Source organism: Gammaproteobacteria bacterium (genome assembly GCA_024235095.1).
Classification (GTDB): domain Bacteria; phylum Pseudomonadota; class Gammaproteobacteria; order Competibacterales; family Competibacteraceae; genus UBA2383.
This window is the reverse complement of sequence record JACKNC010000001.1, coordinates 1,909,657-1,926,857: the sequence shown is the minus strand read 5'-3', so window position 1 is coordinate 1,926,857 and position 17,201 is coordinate 1,909,657. Positions and strand designations below refer to the sequence as shown.

Annotated in this window: 21 protein-coding genes; 5 read left to right on the top strand and 16 right to left on the bottom strand. The window is 54.3% G+C overall.

The window, feature by feature from the left end; all coding sequences use genetic code 11:
• The first annotated feature begins 12 nt into the window (after positions 1 to 12).
• The gene (locus tag H6973_08615) at positions 13 to 1,431 is read left to right on the top strand and encodes an adenosylhomocysteinase (GenBank protein MCP5125684.1); all 1,419 of its coding nucleotides are present in this window, start codon (positions 13 to 15) and stop codon (positions 1,429 to 1,431) included.
• A gap of 87 nt (positions 1,432 to 1,518) precedes the next feature.
• Complete coding sequence (metF, locus tag H6973_08610; GenBank protein MCP5125683.1) at positions 1,519 to 2,376, top strand: methylenetetrahydrofolate reductase [NAD(P)H]; 858 nt, start codon at positions 1,519 to 1,521, stop codon at positions 2,374 to 2,376.
• A gap of 66 nt (positions 2,377 to 2,442) precedes the next feature.
• Here the strand turns inward: metF and H6973_08605 are convergent, their stop codons facing one another.
• The gene (locus tag H6973_08605) at positions 2,443 to 3,006 is read right to left on the bottom strand and encodes a hypothetical protein (protein MCP5125682.1); all 564 of its coding nucleotides are present in this window, start codon (positions 3,004 to 3,006) and stop codon (positions 2,443 to 2,445) included.
• A complete protein-coding gene (locus tag H6973_08600; GenBank protein ID MCP5125681.1) occupies positions 3,003 to 3,548 on the bottom strand; it encodes a hypothetical protein in 546 nt (181 codons plus the stop codon). Before H6973_08600 ends, H6973_08605 begins: the two co-directional genes overlap by 4 nt.
• A 365-nt stretch (positions 3,549 to 3,913) precedes the next feature.
• Here H6973_08600 and H6973_08595 point away from each other — a divergent pair, with 365 nt between their 5' ends.
• The 3 genes from H6973_08595 to H6973_08585 all read left to right on the top strand — a co-directional run bounded on the left by H6973_08595 (position 3,914) and on the right by H6973_08585 (position 8,289).
• The gene (locus tag H6973_08595) at positions 3,914 to 6,073 is read left to right on the top strand and encodes an adenosylcobalamin-dependent ribonucleoside-diphosphate reductase (GenBank protein ID MCP5125680.1); all 2,160 of its coding nucleotides are present in this window, start codon (positions 3,914 to 3,916) and stop codon (positions 6,071 to 6,073) included.
• Positions 6,074 to 6,567: 494 nt separating this feature from the next.
• On the top strand, positions 6,568 to 7,245 hold the full coding sequence (locus H6973_08590; protein ID MCP5125679.1) for an NrdJb: 678 nt from the start codon (positions 6,568 to 6,570) through the stop codon (positions 7,243 to 7,245).
• Positions 7,246 to 7,284: 39 nt separating this feature from the next.
• The gene (locus H6973_08585) at positions 7,285 to 8,289 is read left to right on the top strand and encodes an NAD(P)H-quinone oxidoreductase (protein MCP5125678.1); all 1,005 of its coding nucleotides are present in this window, start codon (positions 7,285 to 7,287) and stop codon (positions 8,287 to 8,289) included.
• Between the two features lie 89 nt (positions 8,290 to 8,378).
• On the opposite strand, the gene H6973_08580 is transcribed toward H6973_08585, so the two are convergent.
• From H6973_08580 to rpsH, 14 genes are all read right to left on the bottom strand, one after another.
• The gene (locus tag H6973_08580) at positions 8,379 to 9,464 is read right to left on the bottom strand and encodes a helix-turn-helix domain-containing protein (GenBank protein ID MCP5125677.1); all 1,086 of its coding nucleotides are present in this window, start codon (positions 9,462 to 9,464) and stop codon (positions 8,379 to 8,381) included.
• A 571-nt stretch (positions 9,465 to 10,035) separates the two neighbouring features.
• On the bottom strand, positions 10,036 to 10,410 hold the full coding sequence (gene rplQ, locus H6973_08575) for a 50S ribosomal protein L17 (protein ID MCP5125676.1): 375 nt from the start codon (positions 10,408 to 10,410) through the stop codon (positions 10,036 to 10,038).
• Between the two features lie 73 nt (positions 10,411 to 10,483).
• On the bottom strand, positions 10,484 to 11,608 hold the full coding sequence (rpoA, locus tag H6973_08570) for a DNA-directed RNA polymerase subunit alpha (GenBank protein ID MCP5125675.1): 1,125 nt from the start codon (positions 11,606 to 11,608) through the stop codon (positions 10,484 to 10,486).
• Between the two features lie 20 nt (positions 11,609 to 11,628).
• Positions 11,629 to 12,249 carry a 30S ribosomal protein S4 gene (gene rpsD / locus H6973_08565; protein ID MCP5125674.1) on the bottom strand — a complete coding sequence of 207 codons (621 nt, stop codon included), beginning with the start codon at positions 12,247 to 12,249 and terminating at the stop codon, positions 11,629 to 11,631.
• Between the two features lie 15 nt (positions 12,250 to 12,264).
• The gene (rpsK, locus tag H6973_08560) at positions 12,265 to 12,654 is read right to left on the bottom strand and encodes a 30S ribosomal protein S11 (GenBank protein ID MCP5125673.1); all 390 of its coding nucleotides are present in this window, start codon (positions 12,652 to 12,654) and stop codon (positions 12,265 to 12,267) included.
• 41 nt (positions 12,655 to 12,695) lie between these two features.
• Positions 12,696 to 13,052 carry a 30S ribosomal protein S13 gene (rpsM, locus tag H6973_08555; GenBank protein ID MCP5125672.1) on the bottom strand — a complete coding sequence of 119 codons (357 nt, stop codon included), beginning with the start codon at positions 13,050 to 13,052 and terminating at the stop codon, positions 12,696 to 12,698.
• A 94-nt stretch (positions 13,053 to 13,146) separates the two neighbouring features.
• On the bottom strand, positions 13,147 to 13,260 hold the full coding sequence (rpmJ, locus tag H6973_08550) for a 50S ribosomal protein L36 (GenBank protein MCP5125671.1): 114 nt from the start codon (positions 13,258 to 13,260) through the stop codon (positions 13,147 to 13,149).
• A 66-nt stretch (positions 13,261 to 13,326) separates the two neighbouring features.
• Complete coding sequence (gene secY / locus H6973_08545) at positions 13,327 to 14,655, bottom strand: preprotein translocase subunit SecY (protein ID MCP5125670.1); 1,329 nt, start codon at positions 14,653 to 14,655, stop codon at positions 13,327 to 13,329.
• Positions 14,656 to 14,660: 5 nt separating this feature from the next.
• Entirely contained in the window at positions 14,661 to 15,095 is a 435-nt protein-coding gene (rplO, locus tag H6973_08540; GenBank protein MCP5125669.1) for a 50S ribosomal protein L15, read from the bottom strand.
• Positions 15,086 to 15,283 carry a 50S ribosomal protein L30 gene (gene rpmD / locus H6973_08535; protein MCP5125668.1) on the bottom strand — a complete coding sequence of 66 codons (198 nt, stop codon included), beginning with the start codon at positions 15,281 to 15,283 and terminating at the stop codon, positions 15,086 to 15,088. Before rpmD ends, rplO begins: the two co-directional genes overlap by 10 nt.
• A 5-nt stretch (positions 15,284 to 15,288) precedes the next feature.
• The gene (rpsE, locus tag H6973_08530; protein ID MCP5125667.1) at positions 15,289 to 15,798 is read right to left on the bottom strand and encodes a 30S ribosomal protein S5; all 510 of its coding nucleotides are present in this window, start codon (positions 15,796 to 15,798) and stop codon (positions 15,289 to 15,291) included.
• 9 nt (positions 15,799 to 15,807) lie between these two features.
• Positions 15,808 to 16,182, bottom strand: a complete 375-nt coding sequence (rplR, locus tag H6973_08525) for a 50S ribosomal protein L18 (GenBank protein ID MCP5125666.1) — start codon at positions 16,180 to 16,182, stop codon at positions 15,808 to 15,810.
• 9 nt (positions 16,183 to 16,191) lie between these two features.
• Positions 16,192 to 16,731, bottom strand: a complete 540-nt coding sequence (gene rplF, locus H6973_08520; protein MCP5125665.1) for a 50S ribosomal protein L6 — start codon at positions 16,729 to 16,731, stop codon at positions 16,192 to 16,194.
• A gap of 46 nt (positions 16,732 to 16,777) precedes the next feature.
• On the bottom strand, positions 16,778 to 17,176 hold the full coding sequence (gene rpsH, locus H6973_08515) for a 30S ribosomal protein S8 (protein MCP5125664.1): 399 nt from the start codon (positions 17,174 to 17,176) through the stop codon (positions 16,778 to 16,780).
• Positions 17,177 to 17,201 lie beyond the last annotated feature (25 nt).

Here is a 17,201-nt window from a genome sequence, read left to right as displayed (position 1 = left end):
CTGGAGAACGCCATGAACGCCGTCGTGCGCGAAAAACCGTTTACCGACTTTCACGTCGCCGATTTATCTCTGGCCGCTTGGGGCCGCAAGGAAATCGCCATCGCCGAAACCGAAATGCCGGGATTGATGGCGATTCGCGAGGAATACCGGGCGCAGCAACCGCTCAAGGGCGCCTGCATTGCCGGTTCCTTGCACATGACCATTCAGACGGCGGTGCTCATTGAAACCCTCGCTGATCTTGGCGCTGACATCCGCTGGGCTTCCTGCAATATCTTTTCGACTCAGGATCATGCCGCCGCTGCGATTGCCGCCGGCGGCGTTCCCGTCTTCGCTTACAAGGGCGAATCGCTGGTGGAATACTGGGATTTCACCCATCGCATTCTGGAATGGCCGAACGGCGGCGCGCCTAACATGATTCTCGACGATGGCGGTGACGCCACGTTGTTGGTGACGCTGGGCAGCCGGGCGGAACAAGATCGCTCACTCATTGCCAACCCTACTTGTGAAGAAGAACAAGTATTGTTCGCCGCGATTCGCCAGCGGCTGGAGCACCAGCCGGGTTGGTATGCAAAAATTCAAGCCAATATTCGCGGGGTGACGGAGGAAACGACGACCGGTGTTCACCGCCTGTACCAAATGGAAAAGGAAGGCCGCCTGCCCTTCCCGGCGTTTAACGTGAACGACTCGGTGACCAAATCCAAGTTCGATAATCTTTACGGATGCCGTGAATCGCTGGTGGATGGCATCAAGCGGGCTACCGACGTGATGATCGCTGGAAAAATTGCGGTAGTTCTTGGCTATGGCGATGTAGGCAAGGGCTGCGCCCAGTCGCTGCGGGGTCTAGGCGCAACAGTGTGGGTCACGGAGATCGACCCGATCTGCGCCTTGCAAGCGGCGATGGAGGGTTACCGGGTAGTGCGTATGGATGATGTAGCGGATCAGGCGGACATCTTTGTTACCACTACTGGTAACGTGAGCGTGATTACCCATGACCACATGGCGCGGATGAAAAATCAGGCGATTGTGTGCAACATTGGTCATTTCGATTCAGAGATCGCAGTCGCCAGCTTGAAAGAATATCGCTGGGAAAACATCAAGCCGCAGGTCGATCACATTATCTTCCCAGATGGTAAGCGGATTATCCTGCTGGCGGAAGGGCGCTTGGTGAACCTCGGTTGCGCCACCGGCCATCCCTCGTTCGTGATGAGCAATAGTTTTACTAACCAGACGCTGGCGCAGATCGAACTATTCAATCATCGTGATCGCTACGAAAATAAGGTTTATGTGCTGCCCAAGCATCTGGATGAAAAGGTGGCGCGGCTGCATCTGGACCGGATTGGGGCGAAATTGACTACGCTCACCCCGGAGCAGGCGGCGTATATTGGCGTGGCGGTGGACGGACCGTATAAGGCGGAGAATTATCGGTACTAGGAACGGTAAGGGTTGAGCGTTGAACCCCCTTCGCGTTCAACCTTTCTACCAATTTTTCCTCTGTTCATCAGGAAGCCGGTGACCACTATGCCCCAATCAGACTGGCCAACAACCTTCAGTTGCGAATTTTTCCCACCCATCACCGCCGAGGGCCTCGCCAAACTCCAAGCAGCTCGCCAGGAATTATTGGCGATGCACCCTACCTATTTCTCGGTCACCTACGGCGCCGGTGGCTCCACCCGCGACCGCACGGTAGAAGTGGTGCTGGATATTCAAGCCCATAGCGGCGTACCCGCCACCCCACATCTTACCTGCATCGCCTCGACCCGGGGCAGTGTCCGTGAGTTATTGAACCACTATAAAGCGCACGGTATTCGCCGCATCGTCGCGTTGCGTGGCGATATGCCCTCGGGGATGCGCGATCCTGGCGAGTTTCGCTATGCCAATGAACTGGTCCGCTTCATTCGCGAGGAATTTGGCGATCACTTTCACCTCGAAGTCGCCGCCTATCCCGAATATCACCCCCAGGCGTCCAGTCCCGACCAGGATTTGCAAAACTTCCAGCGCAAGGTCGATGCGGGCGCCAACAGCGCGATCACCCAGTATTTCTATAATCCTGACGCCTATTTCCGTTTCATCGACCAGTGCGCGCGCCGGCGCATCGACATCCCGATTGTGCCAGGCATCATGCCGATCACCAATTTCACCCAACTGGCGCGCTTTTCCGATGCCTGCGGCGCGGAAATTCCCCGGTGGATTCGCAAGAAACTGGAAAGTTTTGGCGATGACCGTAACGCCATTCGCGCCTTTGGTCTGGAGGTGGTTAGCGCGCTTTGCCGGAAATTACTCGATGGCGGTGCACCAGGCTTGCATTTCTACACAATGAATCAGGCCGGATTAACCCTGGCCATCAGCGAACGGCTGGGATTGTTAACCGCCGATTAACCGACTTCAATCGGATGTAAACAGCAACGCCCCTTCCACAAGGAAGGGCGCTATGAGTGAAAACACTTACTGAGCGGCGATCAGCGCCTTGGCATCTGGCCCCAAGGGCAGCACATAGTCATAGGAAGCCAGCACCAGATTATCAGTGGCGCGGATCAGACGGGCATTGACGAACACCGATGTTCGCCCCACCGCATAGGTGCCAGCGATTACCGCCGCCGCGTTATGCGATTGACTGATTTCCCTGACAGAACGCGACAAAGCGAACTCGCCTGCGCCTTCCTGGACAAAGATGTTATTGCGCATCTTGATTTCGATCACCGTGAAACCCTGCTGGGCAAACCGTGAACCCAGTTGTTCGCCGATCACGCGCCCCAAGCCCGATGACATTTCAAGATTGTTAATATCTACAAACGTCGCTGACAGCAGCGGCTCACGGCGCTCCCGCAACCAGGGTGCCCTTATGAGCAAGGCATCCGCCGCCTGATAGTTCTGGTTGATCAAATCCGCATCCTGGATGATGGGCCGGACCGGTGTTTCATCGCCTGAAGAGGCGCATCCCTGGATACCCGCCAAGCCGAACAGAGCCAGCAACGCGACTCCCGCACGTAGGATCATATTCCAGTTCATGGCCCGACCACCTCTATGATGCGACTCGCCGATTGCTGCATGGCAATGTATTGGCTTTTATCACCAACATAATAAACATTGCTATATCGGATCAGATAACGATCAGCGTTCATGACCGAAACATTGACAATGACTTCGTACTCGACGGTTTCCGGCAACCCGGATTTTACCACCTGCATGTCATAGCTGACGGGTAAACCGGCTGAAGGATTGGTAGTGAGAATGAATCCCCGTTCTACAAGACGCGTAGTCAATAAGTCATAAAACCCCGCGCCTGCCGCACTGTCGTATCTGGGCTGCTCGAGATACAAGCTAATGGTTGGACGGTCCTGAGCCTCATGCTCTTTATCGTACTCAGAATCTGGCGTCATCAAGGCGTCTTGTAGCCAATTGGCTACATCAATCGCCATGACATCCCAGTGATGCGCCGACCGCATTTTCTGTTGGTAGGTGAGCGGATAGGTCGTCTCGACGGGCATTGGAGTTGTGCAAGCCCCCAGCCCCAGACAGAGAACAATAAGAGAAGCATACAAGGTCTTCATGATTTTCTCCCTCGGCTTTTTGTATCCGTTGTTAGCGGCACTCTTCAGAGTTTAGCGGGTTATACCACCGGTTCCACCCCTTGACAACAAGGGTTTTGCAAATCTGCCCGTTGATTTTATCGCGAAGATGCAAGCAGGCTGATTACCAGAGCAAACAAAGTCTTAACGATTTAGTTCAACACATTATGTTGTATATGACTGGATCGTGAACCACAGTATGTAGAAAAACAGGCCTGTATCCTCTAAAATTTCCAGTCCCGAATCACACTCAGCATCGCTCGAGGGCGGTTCTTCTCAATTCAATACGTCAACCGTTCCTGATCCTGATCGTGCTTCATCAACATTTTTCCAGAGATTCCGGGGTTATGAAAACCGCTCATTTGCAACCTGTCGACCGCCCGACTACCGCTGCCGCTGTGCCGATGCAGCCGGCTTCCTGGGATATCTGGGACAAGAAATACCGATTGAAGGCCAAGGATGGGCGTCCGATTGACGAAACTATCGATGGCACCTACCAAAGAGTTGCCCGAGCGCTGGCCGAAGTCGAGGCAACCCCGGAATTGCGCGAACACTGGTACGAAAAATTCTTGTGGGCCTTGCGCCATGGCGCAATTCCAGCAGGACGAATAATTTCCAATGCCGGCGCCTGGGAGCACAAACCCGCAACTTCGACCATCAATTGCACGGTATCCGGCACGATTCTGGATTCTATGGACGATATCCTGCGCAAAGTGCATGAAGCAGGACTCACATTAAAAGCGGGTTCTGGCATCGGTTATTGCTTCTCCACGCTGCGTCCGCGCGGCGCTTATGTATCTGGGGCCGGAGCCTATACCTCCGGCCCCCTGTCGTTCATGGATATTTACGACAAGATGTGTTTCACCGTCTCCTCGGCGGGTGGACGGCGCGGCGCGCAGATGGGAACTTTCGATGTGGGCCACCCCGATGTCATGGAATTCATCCGCGCTAAGCGTGAAGCGGGACGTTTGCGACAATTCAATCTGTCGTTGCTGATCACTCGCGAATTCATGGAAGCCGTCAAGAACAATCAGGACTGGGTGTTGGCGTTCCCAATGATGGCTCAGGAGGCGGAACAGGATCACATTGATCTTTATGACGCTGCGCACATTGTCTGGCGCGAATGGCCAACTACTCAGGGACTAGTGGTTAACCAAAAAGGCCAGGTTGCTTGCAAAATTTATCGAAAAATTCCTGCCCGACGTTTGTGGGACGTGATTATGTCCTCAACTTACGATTATGCAGAACCAGGATTCATTTTGATTGATGAAGTCAATGCAATGAATAACAATTGGTTCTGTGAAAATATACAAGCATCAAATCCTTGCGGCGAACAGATGCTCCCTCCTTATGGATCTTGCTTACTCGGTTCGATCAATTTAACCCAATTCGTGGAGAACCCCTTTACCGAAAAAGCCCGCTTTAACTGGGATACCTATCGCCAAGTGGTCGCCATTTTCACCCGAATGCTGGATAACGTGGTGGAAATCAATGGCCTGCCACTGAAGCAACAGCGTCGGGAGATTTTAAGTAAACGCCGGCATGGCATGGGTTATCTAGGACTCGGTTCAACATTGACTTTGCTAGGAATGAAATACGGTTCGCCGGAATCCCTGGCTTTCACCGAGGAAGTCACTCGGGAAATGGCGCTCGTCGGCTGGCGGGTTGCGCTAGAACTGGCGCAGGAAAAAGGTCCGGCGCCTATTCTCGAACAGGAATTCACTATCACTGCTGATCTGCTGCGCAAGCACCCGGAGATGGCGAACGATAGCATCCGCGAAGGAGATTGCGTCAAGGGCAAGGTTTTACACGCTCGCTATAGTCGCTACATGCAACGGGTTGCGGAAGTTGATCCTGATCTGGTTAAAATGCTCGCCGAGACCGGTGCCCGGTTCACCCATCACACCTCCATCGCCCCGACTGGCACCATCGCTCTGTCACTGGCTAACAACGTCAGTAATGGCATTGAACCCAGCTTCGCCCACCATTACTCACGCAACATTATCCGCTCCGGGAAAAAATCCAAGGAAAAAGTCGATGTATTCTCTTTTGAATTATTAGCCTACCGACACCTGATTAATCCCGGAGCTATTCCAGATGCTCAATCGCCTGAGGAGCAGTTACCGGATGTATTCAGTACCGCCGATGACGTGACGCCCAGGCAGCATGTGGATATTCAGGCTGCCGCGCAAAAATGGATCGATTCCAGCATCTCCAAAACCGCCAACGTTCCAACTGATTTCCCTTACGAGGATTTCAAGGACATCTATCTTTACGCCTACGAGCAGGGACTCAAAGGCTGCACGACCTTCCGCTTTAACCCCGCCGCCTTCCAGGGCGTGTTGGTCAAGGAACAAGATCTAGCGAATACCCACTACCGGTTCGTGTTGGAGGATGGTTCGGCAATCGAAGTGCAGGGCAACGAAGAAGTTGAGTATGATGGTGAAATTCATACGGCGGCGAATTTGTTCGACGCTATTAAGGAGGGATATTACGGAAAATTTTGAAACGAAGATTCGAAGGCAAAAATGAAAAAGCGAACTCCAGTTAGCAGCTGGGTTCGCTCGAAATGTTGGTTACGCATGTGGCATGAACCGGGAGGCATGCCGCTCCTTGCAACGGAGTCTTTGAGATAGTGCTACTATAAGGACCCTTTAAAGGTAGCCTATGCATGGACGAGCTGCAAGGCCCAAACTCCTCCTGGAAAGGAGGTGATCTATGTGCGACGACAGCTAAAAGCTGCGCCACCGGGATTCCGGTGGGTCTTTACCCGTTACAGACGAGTGAAGAATTCGACCCGAGTACTTGACGCTTGGGATTACGGGTATGAGTGCTGGGCTTTCTTAGTCAGGACTTAAAATTAGGTGGCGGGGCGCAATCCCCGCCATTTTCTTGTCTGACGATCTTATCTTCGGTTTTGCTTACTACATCCAAGCTACAATTAGCAAAAATGTAGCTTCAAAAAAACCGTATGAGATTAATCACTGCATACCGAATCCCCATGACCGTCAAAATCGACAAAAAAATTATTGCCTACAGCGTAGTCAAACCCGATGACATTCCAGCGATCACACCCACGCTGGCCGTGCAGCACATGCATGAGAGCCTGGAACGACCAGACGTTCTGCCCGGCGCGACCTACAAGGTCAAGACGCCGCTGTCTGACCATGCGCTATACATCACTATAAACGACATCGTGCTCAACAAAGGCACCCCGGACGAAATTCGGCGTCCCTTTGAAATCTTCATCAACTCCAAGGCGATGGAGCATTTCCAATGGATCGTTGCCCTGACCCGCATCATTTCAGCCGTCTTCCGCAAGGGCGGCGACGTCACGTTCCTGGTGGAGGAAATGCGTTCGGTATTCGACCCAAAGGGCGGCTACTTTAAAAAAGGCGGCAAGTACATGCCCTCGCTGGTCGCGGAAATCGGCGACGTCATCGAATCCCACCTGCGCTCCATTGGCATGTTGAAAGAAGACGGTCCTGACGAGCATCAGCGTAAAATGATTGAAGAGCAGCGCATCAAATACGAAACCGGCATGAAGGCGGTCGAAGAAGCGGGCGTAAGTACTTTTCCTCCTGAAGCCACGCTCTGTGGCAAATGCCAGAACAAGGCGGTGATCGTCATGGACGGTTGCCTGACCTGCCTGAACTGTGGCGACTCCAAGTGTTCCTAAAGAAAACGACTTGATCCCGACTCCACCAGAGATTGCACGATGTCCCCATTGCCTGATCGCATGACCGTTATTGAAATTACCGAACCCGGCGGCCCGGAAAAGCTCGCACCCGCTAGTCGACCGGTACCGCAACCTGCTGTTGGCGAAGTGTTGATCCAGGTCGCTACCGCAGGAGTTAATCGTCCGGATTGCTTGCAACGCCAAGGCAGTTACCCTCCACCGCCGGGCGCTTCCGACATTCCCGGTTTGGAAGTCGCCGGCACGGTCGCCGCCCTGGGCGAAGGCGTCAATACCTGGGCAGTTGGCGAGGAAGTTTGCGCCCTGTTGACCGGCGGCGGTTATGCCGAATACTGTATCGCTCCTGCCCTGCAATGTCTGCCGGTTCCCACTGGCTTGACCCTGCAGCAGGCAGCAGCGCTACCGGAAACCTTCTTTACGGTCTGGAGCAATGTGTTTGACCGAGGGCGACTGCAACCCGGTGAAATTCTGTTGGTTCATGGCGGCGCCAGCGGTATTGGCGTGACTGCTATCCAACTGGCCAAAGCACTGGGGTCGCGGGTGCTGACGACCGTTGGCAGCTCTGACAAGGCGCAATCCTGCCTCGATCTGGGCGCTGAGCGGGTGATCAATTATCGCGAAGAAGATTTTGTCCAAGTTACCAAAAGCGCCACGAATAATCGGGGGGTGGATGTCATTCTGGACATGGTCGGCGGCGATTACACGCAGCGCAACCTCAGCGCGTTAGCAGTTGAAGGCCGACTGGTTTTTATCGCCTTCCTGCGCGGCGCCAAAGTCGAACTGAATCTAGCGCCCGTCATGATGAAACGACTAACCATAACGGGTTCAACCTTGCGCGCCCGGCCGATTGCCGATAAGGCACCAATTGCTCAGGCTTTGCGCGAAACGATCTGGCCCCTGCTGGCGAACGGAACGGTCAAACCAGTCATCGACCGAATTTTTCCCTTGACCGAGGCTGCCGCTGCTCACGCCCTAATGGAATCCAATCGCCATATCGGCAAAATTCTGTTGCAGGTCGTCACCTGATGGGCATATATGGAACCTCTCGCAGTGTGGATGGCTTCGGGTAAATGTGGACTATTTAATCCTCGATGATGAATTCTGGGTGGTGTCCCTCAGTTTACGTGATGAGCATCGTCGAGTGCGGGGAACAAGTGTTTGATGGTTTCCAAGGTATTCAGAAACGGTGCGGGTACCCGAAAGCCCAGCAACTCCGCCGTGGTCCAGATATGATCGGTCATCCCCGCCGCCATGGCCGGCGTGACAGGCCGCCATTTACGGGGCGATCCGTTGCCTCGGGTCGGTTCCGGGGTGGGCAATTCCTCACGCAGGCTCAGGTGGGGCAAGCAGAAATGGTAGTAAGCCAACGACAGCCACACCTGCTTTTCCATCCACGACCGTTGCTTGGAAAACGCGGTCGTCTTGCGAGCCAACCGCCGATTGTGTTCGCGCCAGGCCAGGTTATCCCGCTCCACAAAGCTCGTGTTGATCGTCGTGCTGGTGGCGGATGCGGCCAATCGCGCCTGAAGCTCGTCCGCGCTTCCCCAGACCCTCTTACGGGTCACCTCGACCACCCGTCCTTTTTCACGTCGCTTAACCACTTGAGCATACAGCAAATTCGGCGGTGGGCGGCACCGTGGGGCCGGATATCGTCCTCGCGTCCCTTGGCGCTCGGGCTGATACCATTCCCCATAGGCATGGAGCAAGGCGCTGGGATAGCCCGGCCATTGGTCGCTAGTAAAGAAGGGGACGTGATCGTCGGTCACATACACCACGCGCTCCAGGAGCAGGTTCGCCTGAGCCTGCGTGCGCTGGCCCACGACAAACCCTACCACCAGGCGCCATTCGGGCGCAAAGGCGACCCACACCCAAGCATCGCCATCCGTCTCGCACCATTGCTGCGCCATCGGCAGATTCTGGTCCTTGGTATGGACAAAGCTCCACAATTCATCCAGTTGACACTCGGTCACCGTCAGCTCGCGCCAATGGGACAAAACCACCAAACGACATTGCTGGGCGGCCCGAGTCAACCACGCACAAACCGTATCCTTGTCGATCTGGACGATTCGTGCCGTACCCTGGATGGAATTTCCCTCCGCCAACGCCCGCATCGCCAGTTCGAAAACGGCGGGGTCGGCCTCGAGGTCAAAATACGCAGTTCCGTACGTCAAGGACACTCTCCTCCCGCACGAACGACACAACGCCTGCTTTTTCCCGTGACTGGAACCATTTTTGACCAACAACCCTTGACCAAAGGGCCGACCGTAGTGGTGACAGGAACGATTGGGGCAGTAGAGCGTTTCCCACTTCATAAGATCCCCGGTCAGTGATTAACACCACAATCACAATGAGGATACATGTTGTCGTCGTCACTGGCTTAGCTCATCACGTAAACTGAGGGACACCACCGAATTCTGCATTGCAACAAAAAATCATCTATGCTTTATTATCAACTAATATCAAAGATGACGTTTCGCTGGAGGTTGCGCCGGCGAAATCCAAGCTACAGGCAAGAGGTTAAAACCATGCGCGGTCACCGTAGACTCCACCACCCGTTTGTTTGGTTCGAAAACGGTGGATGGTGGTTCAAAATTTTTGGCGAATGCTTTGGCCCTTACTGGGAGTTGGTTGATGCGCGCTACAATCTACTGGTCATTCAGGGTCTTAGTCAGCAACTTCGCGTTGCCGTCGCTCACTAGAACTAGTGGCGGATATCTACGAAAAAGCCGGGTTACAAACCCGGCTTTGGGTGATTCGCTTTGAGGACGGACATTAACCGACGGCTGCTTCAGGCCGATCCACCAGTTCAACATAGGCCATTGGCGCATTGTCCCCCACGCGGAATCCGCATTTGAGAATGCGCAAATAGCCGCCAGGACGCGCTTGATAGCGCGGCCCCAGCTCATTGAACAGTTTGGTGACCACATCGCGGTTGCGCAGTCGATCGAACGCCAGCCGCCGGTGAGCCACGCTATCTGCCTTAGATAAAGTAATCAGCGGTTCAGCAACTCGACGCAGTTCCTTAGCTTTGGGCAGCGTAGTCCGAATGAGTTCGTGGGTAAACAACGAAGCAGCCATGTTGCGCAGCATGGCTTTTCGATGGCTGCTGGTTCGATTCAGTTTGCGACCGATTTTTCGATGGCGCATGACAATAATTCCTTAGAAAAAAGCAAGTCAAACAGGTTAAACAGGTGACGAAAGATTAATATCGCCAAGCCCCTCATTCGGGATTCGCATCATTACTATCAACAGGTGAGGACAGTTTGGATAGCGCCTTATCCTCTTCGTCCGATTCAGCGGCCGCAGCGCTGCTGACCTTACGAGAGGTTGCTGCCCGTTCTTCAGCTTGTTGCTCCAAACTCAGGCCGGGTGGTGGCCAATCTTCCACCTTCATCCCCAAATGCAATCCAAATTTGGCCAGCACTTCCTTGATTTCCGTTAGCGACTTCTTGCCAAGATTCGGCGTTTTCAGCAGTTCTGCTTCAGTGCGCTGCACCAAGTCGCCAATATAATAGACGTTTTCCGCCTTCAGACAGTTGGCCGAGCGGACGGTTAATTCCAAATCATCTACGGGTTGCAGTAGTTTGGGATCAATATCCACCGGCGGTTGTGGCAACGGTTCATCCCGCTTACCTTTGAGATCCACAAATACGGACAATTGATCCAACAGAATTCTAGCTGCTGTGCGAATCGCTTCTTCAGGATCGATCGTGCCATTGGTTTCAAGATTCAGAACCAATTTATCTAGATTGGTGCGCTGTTCAACGCGGGCGCTTTCTACACGATAGCTGATTCTCTGGATCGGACTAAAAGAAGCATCCAATCGCAACCGACCCAGCGGCCGGGTTTCACTATCAGTGGTTTCCTGCTGAGTAGCCGGACGGTAACCGCGACCACGCTCAATCTTGAGTCTCATGTTCAGTTCACCACTTTTAGTGAGCTGCGCAATGAGTTGACCTGGATTGACAATATCAATCAGATGGCTTTTTTCAATATCGCCCGCCAGCGCCGGCCCCGGCCCTTTTTTAGTCAATGTCAAGCTGGCTTCCTCGACGCCTTCCTGCAAGGTAACGGCAACCCCCTTGAGATTGAGCAGGATATCGATCACATCCTCTTGCACGCCCTCAATTGTTGAATACTCGTGCAGAACCCCATCGATCTCACACTCGACAATCGCAGCGCCGGGTATGGATGAAAGCAGAATCCGTCGCAGGGCATTGCCTAGCGTATAGCCGAACCCACGCTCCAGAGGCTCCACGGTCACTTGCGCCGATCGCCGCTTGTCGTCAAGAATCTTGATCTCAACCCGGGTCGGCTTCAGTAAATCGAATACGCCCAACACCATCCGTTTCCCCTCGGATTCGATCACTTGGAATACAACTCCACCACTAGCGATTCGTTGATATCTGGCGGTAGATCGCCACGATCTGGAATCCGCTTGAATACCCCGCGCATCTTGCTGGCATCCACTTCGACCCAGTCGACAGCACCCTGGCTTTGAGCCAGTTGCAGCGCGTACTGGATCCGCGTCTGGCTGCGACTTTTCTCGCGAACCGCTACGACATCTTCCGGTTTGACTTGATAGGAAGGAATGTTGACCCGCTGATCATTGACCAGGATGGCCTGATGGGATACCAGTTGCCGGGCTTCAGCGCGGGTGCTGCCAAACCCCATCCGGTACACGACATTATCCAACCGGCACTCCAGCAACTTCAGCAGATTCTCACCCGTCGAACCTTTACGACGAGCAGCTTCCTTATAATAATTAAGGAATTGCCGTTCCAGTACTCCATAGATACGCCGCAGTTTCTGCTTTTCGCGCAATTGCAACCCGTAATCAGACAACCGGGGACGGCGTGCGCCATGCTGGCCCGGCAAGCGCTCCAGATTACATTTGGATTCCAGCGGACGGGCAGCAGACTTCAAAAACAGATCCACGCCTTCCCGACGGCTCAGTTTGCATTTGGGACCGAGATATCTCGCCACAGTAAAACTCCTGAATTAGACGCGCCGACGCTTGGGCGGACGACAGCCGTTATGGGGGATCGGCGTCACATCCATAATACTCATAATCTTGAATCCAGCAGCGTTTAGGGCGCGCACCGCAGACTCCCGGCCTGGCCCCGGACCTTTAACATTGACTTCCAGATTCTTGACGCCATATTCCTTGACCACGTTGCCCACCCGTTCAGCGGCCACCTGTGCGGCAAAAGGCGTACTCTTGCGAGAGCCGCGAAATCCCGAGCCGCCCGACGTAGCCCACGCCAGCGCATTCCCCTGGCGATCCGTGATAGTGATGATGGTGTTGTTAAACGAAGCGTGGATATGGGCAATCCCATCCACGACATTTTTTTTGACGCGCTTGCGCGTCTTGGTGACCGGTTTTGCCATGCTCCAACCTATGCCGAGTATTCCAATGATTCAGGCGAAACTTATTTACGGATCGCCCGACGCGGCCCTTTGCGCGTCCTGGCGTTGGTGCGAGTGCGCTGGCCGCGAACGGGCAGACCACGCCGATGACGCAGCCCCCGGTAGCAACCCAAATCCATCAGTCGCTTGATGCTCATCGACACTTCGCGGCGCAGATCACCTTCCACTGCGTACTTGGCCACTTCGGCGCGCAAAGTATCCACCTGAGCTTCATCCAGATCTCGAATCTTGCGATCCGGTGGAACCTGGGCCGCCGCACAGATGGATTTGGCGCGGGTCGGGCCAATGCCATAAATAGCCTGCAACGCGATCACCGCGTGCTTGTTAACTGGAATATTAATGCCTGCAATACGGGCCATGCCTTGCTGCTCCTCCTACCTCACCGGGTCTTCGCCACGCAAAGAAGCGGAAATTTAACCGGATAGCGATGCAAAATCAATAAAGAAATAACTTTTATCCTTGCCGTTGCTTATGACGGGCATCCTTGCAAATCACCCGGACTACCCGGTCACGGCGAATGATCTTGCAGTTACGGCAGATTTTTTTTACCGAAGCGCGTACTTTCATAGGATTCTCCAGATTGATCAAGACGCTGCATCACGCCACGTCCAGTTCATTGATCTTGTTATTTCATTAGCGCAACAAACTTTGGCCCTTAAAACTGCTCTTCTTCATCAGGCTCTCATATTGATGAGACATCAGGTGCGCCTGAACCTGGGCCATGAAATCCATTACCACTACTACGATAATCAGCAGCGAGGTGCCTCCAAAGTAGAATGGCACCCGCCAGTACAGAATTAGAAATTCAGGCAACAGACAAACGCCTGTGATATAGATCGCGCCAACCAAGGTTAATCGGGTGAGCACTTTATCAATGTAAGCAGCGGTTTGCATACCAGGTCGGATGCCCGGAATGAAGGCCCCAGACTTCTTCAGATTGTCCGCGGTTTCCTTGGAATTAAAGACCAGCGCCGTGTAGAAGAAGCAGAAAAAGATGATCAGCCCAGCATAGAACATAACGTAGAGCGGTTGTCCCGGCGACAAGGTGGAACTGATATCTCGCAGCCATCCCATATTGGGCGTGTTACCAAACCAACTGCCTAACGTTGCCGGAAACAGAATCAGGCTGGAAGCAAAGATCGGTGGAATCACCCCCGACATATTCAGTTTCAACGGCAAGTGCGTGGTCTGGGCGGCGTAAACCCGCCGACCCTGTTGCCGTTTAGCATAATTGACCGTAATGCGCCGCTGGCCGCGCTCGACAAACACCACGAAGCCAGTGACCAACACCGCCAATATCAATAGGAAGAACACCATGATCAAATGCAATTCACCGGTGCGAGCCAGCTCCAGAGTGCCGCCTACCGCGTGTGGCAAACCTGCAACGATGCCGGCGAAAATCAACATCGAAATACCGTTACCGATGCCACGTTCGGTTACCTGCTCGCCTAGCCACATTAAGAACATAGTGCCCGTTACCAAACTAATCGTAGAGGTCACAATAAAGCCGATGCCTGGCGAAATGACCACTGAAGTTCCGCCTGCCATTTGATTCTGCAGGGCGATGCTGACGCCAATGGCCTGGAAGGAAGCCAGCACCACCGTCAGATAGCGGGTATAGCGGGTCAAGGTGTGGCGACCCGCGGCTCCGCCTTCTTTTCGCAATTGTTCCAGCGCTGGCAAGACCATGGACATCAGTTGGAGGATGATCGATGCCGAAATGTATGGCATCACGCCCAGCGCAAAAATACTGAGCCGCCGCAATGCACCGCCCGAAAACATGTTGAACATGTCCAGGATAGTGCCGCGTTGCTGATCGAACAATTGGGCCATCGCATGCGGATCAATACCCGGCACCGGGATATGTGTACCGATGCGAAATACGATCAATGCTCCCAACAGAAACAGCAGACGCTGACGCAGTTCGGTCATTTTGCCGAGATCCGGCAGGGCGTTCGCCATGTTCTTTACTCGAGAATCACGCCGCCAGCCGCCAGAATCGCTTCCTTGGCGCCTTTGGTCAGGGTCAGGCCCCGCACGGTTACCGATTTTTCCAGCTTTCCGGATAGGATGACTTTAACTTTACTGGCAAAAATCGGGACGAGATGCGCAGCCTGAAGCGCTGGCAGGTCAATCACTTCAGCCTGAACCTTGGCCAGCGCATACACACGCACTTCAGCAGTATCCTTGGCGGTCATCGAGCGAAAGCCCCGCTTGGGCAGACGCCGCTGCAGCGGCATCTGGCCACCTTCAAAGCCCACCTTGTGATAGCCACCCGCCCGGGCGTGTTGGCCCTTATGGCCGCGCCCCGCGGTTTTGCCGAGACCGGAGCCAATACCGCGCCCGACCCGCACCCGATCCGGCCGGCTGCCCGGCGCTGGCTTGAGGGTATTCAATCGCATGGCGTCATAACCTCTTCGACTTTTAGCAAATAGGAGACCTTGCGAATCATGCCGCGATTTTCCGGAGTGTCGATAACCACTGCGCTGCTATGCATCCGTCGTAGCCCCAGTCCACGCACACATGCCTTATGCGCGGCCAATCGGCCATGCACACTTTTTACTAATGTGACTTTCAACTGGTTTGCCATGCGCCTTAACTCCGAATCTCATCGATACTCTTACCACGTTTAGTGGCCAGGTAGTCCGGCGATTGCATAGCGCTAAGTCCACGAATGGTAGCCCGCACCACATTAATGGGATTGCGCGAACCAATGCATTTGGACAATACATCCTTGATGCCGACCACTTCAAACACCGCCCGCATGGCGCCGCCCGCGATGATGCCCGTACCTTCGGACGCTGGTTGCATGAAGACATGCGCCGCGCCATGCTCGGCATTCACCGCATATTGCAAGGTCGTTCCGTTCAACGCCACACGGCGCATGTTTTTGCGGGCTTTGTCCATCGCTTTTTGAATAGCCATCGGCACTTCACGGGCCTTGCCATAACCCAGACCAACCCGGCCATTGCCATCGCCCACCACGGTCAGCGCGGTGAACCCGAATTGCCGCCCCCCCTTGACGACCTTGGCGACGCGATTGACTGCAATCAACTTTTCCTGCAGGCCATCGGTGCTCTGTGAACCTTCTACATTGCTCGCCATATCTGTTCCTTAAAACTCCAAACCGTTCTCACGGGCGGCATCGGCCAATGCTTTAACCCGGCCGTGATATTTGAAACCGGATCGGTCGAATGCAACTTGAGTAATGCCTATCGCCTTGGCTTTTTCGGCAATCGCCTTGCCCACCGCCTTGGCTGCCGCGATGCCGCCGGTGCTCTCTAACCCCTGACGCAAGCCCGGCTCCACGGTCGATGATGTTGCCAGTGTCTGGTCGCCCGTCGCCGCCGGAATGATAATCTGGGCATAAATATGACGGGGAGTGCGATGTACGCATAAGCGATGAATGCCTAGCTCGCGAATCTTGTATCGGGTCCGCAACCCGCGCCGCTGGCGAGCCGCTTTCTTGTCGGCTGCTTTCTTGTCCATGACGAATCCCTACTTCTTCTTGGCTTCTTTCAAGATGATTGTCTCATCCGCATAACGCACACCCTTGCCCTTGTAGGGTTCCGGCGGTCGGTAAGCGCGGATCTGGGCGGCGACTTCACCGACCTGCTGTTTATCCACGCCGCGCACGATAATTTCGGTCGGCGCCGGGGTCTGAATAGTAATGCCTTCCGGGACCTTGAACTCGACGGGATGAGAAAATCCCAGCGCCAGATTTAGGAGATTACCTTGAGCTTGGGCGCGATAACCAACGCCAACCAGTTGCAATTTGCGCTCAAAACCCCGGCTGACGCCGATGACCAGGTTATTGAGCAGCGCACGCATGGTGCCGGTCATCGCCCGGTACTTCGCGTCGTTAGCCAGCACTTTGGGGGCGACTTTTAGCTCATTGCCTTCTTGCTGGATCGACACCCAGGGATGAATCCGGATTTCCGCCGATCCGTTCTTGCCTTTGAGCGCAACCTGCTGGTCATTGATGGTCACATTCACGCCGACAGGTATTGGAATCGGTTGTTTACCGACCCGCGACACGCGAATTTTTCTTTCCTGGAGCACCGCTGCCATGTTTGATTTCTCCTTACGCGATGATGCACAGTACTTCACCGCCATGACCAGCGGCGCGGGCGGCACGATCGCTCATCAGGCCTTTGGACGTGGAGATAATCGCTACACCCAGCCCCCCCATGACCTTGGGCAATTCGTCTTTGCCGCGAAATACTCTTCGACTGGGTTTGCTAACTCTTTCGATACGCTCGATGACGGGTCGTCCTTCAAAATATTTGAGAGTAACAGTCAATACAGCCTTGCCCGGCGTGGTTTGCTCGACGGCAAAATCGGTAATGTAACCTTCATCCCGCAACACTTTGGCAATCGCCGCCTTCAGCTTGGAAGCCGGCATGGTCACCTGCGCCTTGGTAGCGGCTTGGGCATTGCGAACTCGCGTCAGCATATCCGCGATGGGGTCCGTCATACTCATAATGTCAATCAACTCCAGATGGTCA

Coding starts and splice junctions, on each gene's coding strand:
- H6973_08615 (MCP5125684.1), top strand. CDS start 13: ATGAACGCCGTCGTGCGCGAAAAACCGTTTACCGACTTTCACGTCGCC.
- metF (MCP5125683.1), top strand. CDS start 1,519: ATGCCCCAATCAGACTGGCCAACAACCTTCAGTTGCGAATTTTTCCCA.
- H6973_08605 (MCP5125682.1), bottom strand. CDS start 3,006: ATGAACTGGAATATGATCCTACGTGCGGGAGTCGCGTTGCTGGCTCTG.
- H6973_08600 (MCP5125681.1), bottom strand. CDS start 3,548: ATGAAGACCTTGTATGCTTCTCTTATTGTTCTCTGTCTGGGGCTGGGG.
- H6973_08595 (MCP5125680.1), top strand. CDS start 3,914: ATGAAAACCGCTCATTTGCAACCTGTCGACCGCCCGACTACCGCTGCC.
- H6973_08590 (MCP5125679.1), top strand. CDS start 6,568: ATGACCGTCAAAATCGACAAAAAAATTATTGCCTACAGCGTAGTCAAA.
- H6973_08585 (MCP5125678.1), top strand. CDS start 7,285: ATGTCCCCATTGCCTGATCGCATGACCGTTATTGAAATTACCGAACCC.
- rplQ (MCP5125676.1), bottom strand. CDS start 10,410: ATGCGCCATCGAAAAATCGGTCGCAAACTGAATCGAACCAGCAGCCAT.
- rpoA (MCP5125675.1), bottom strand. CDS start 11,608: ATGGTGTTGGGCGTATTCGATTTACTGAAGCCGACCCGGGTTGAGATC.
- rpsK (MCP5125673.1), bottom strand. CDS start 12,654: ATGGCAAAACCGGTCACCAAGACGCGCAAGCGCGTCAAAAAAAATGTC.
- rpsM (MCP5125672.1), bottom strand. CDS start 13,052: ATGGCCCGTATTGCAGGCATTAATATTCCAGTTAACAAGCACGCGGTG.
- rpmJ (MCP5125671.1), bottom strand. CDS start 13,260: ATGAAAGTACGCGCTTCGGTAAAAAAAATCTGCCGTAACTGCAAGATC.
- secY (MCP5125670.1), bottom strand. CDS start 14,655: ATGGCGAACGCCCTGCCGGATCTCGGCAAAATGACCGAACTGCGTCAG.
- rplO (MCP5125669.1), bottom strand. CDS start 15,095: ATGCGATTGAATACCCTCAAGCCAGCGCCGGGCAGCCGGCCGGATCGG.
- rpmD (MCP5125668.1), bottom strand. CDS start 15,283: ATGGCAAACCAGTTGAAAGTCACATTAGTAAAAAGTGTGCATGGCCGA.
- rpsE (MCP5125667.1), bottom strand. CDS start 15,798: ATGGCGAGCAATGTAGAAGGTTCACAGAGCACCGATGGCCTGCAGGAA.
- rplR (MCP5125666.1), bottom strand. CDS start 16,182: ATGGACAAGAAAGCAGCCGACAAGAAAGCGGCTCGCCAGCGGCGCGGG.
- rpsH (MCP5125664.1), bottom strand. CDS start 17,176: ATGAGTATGACGGACCCCATCGCGGATATGCTGACGCGAGTTCGCAAT.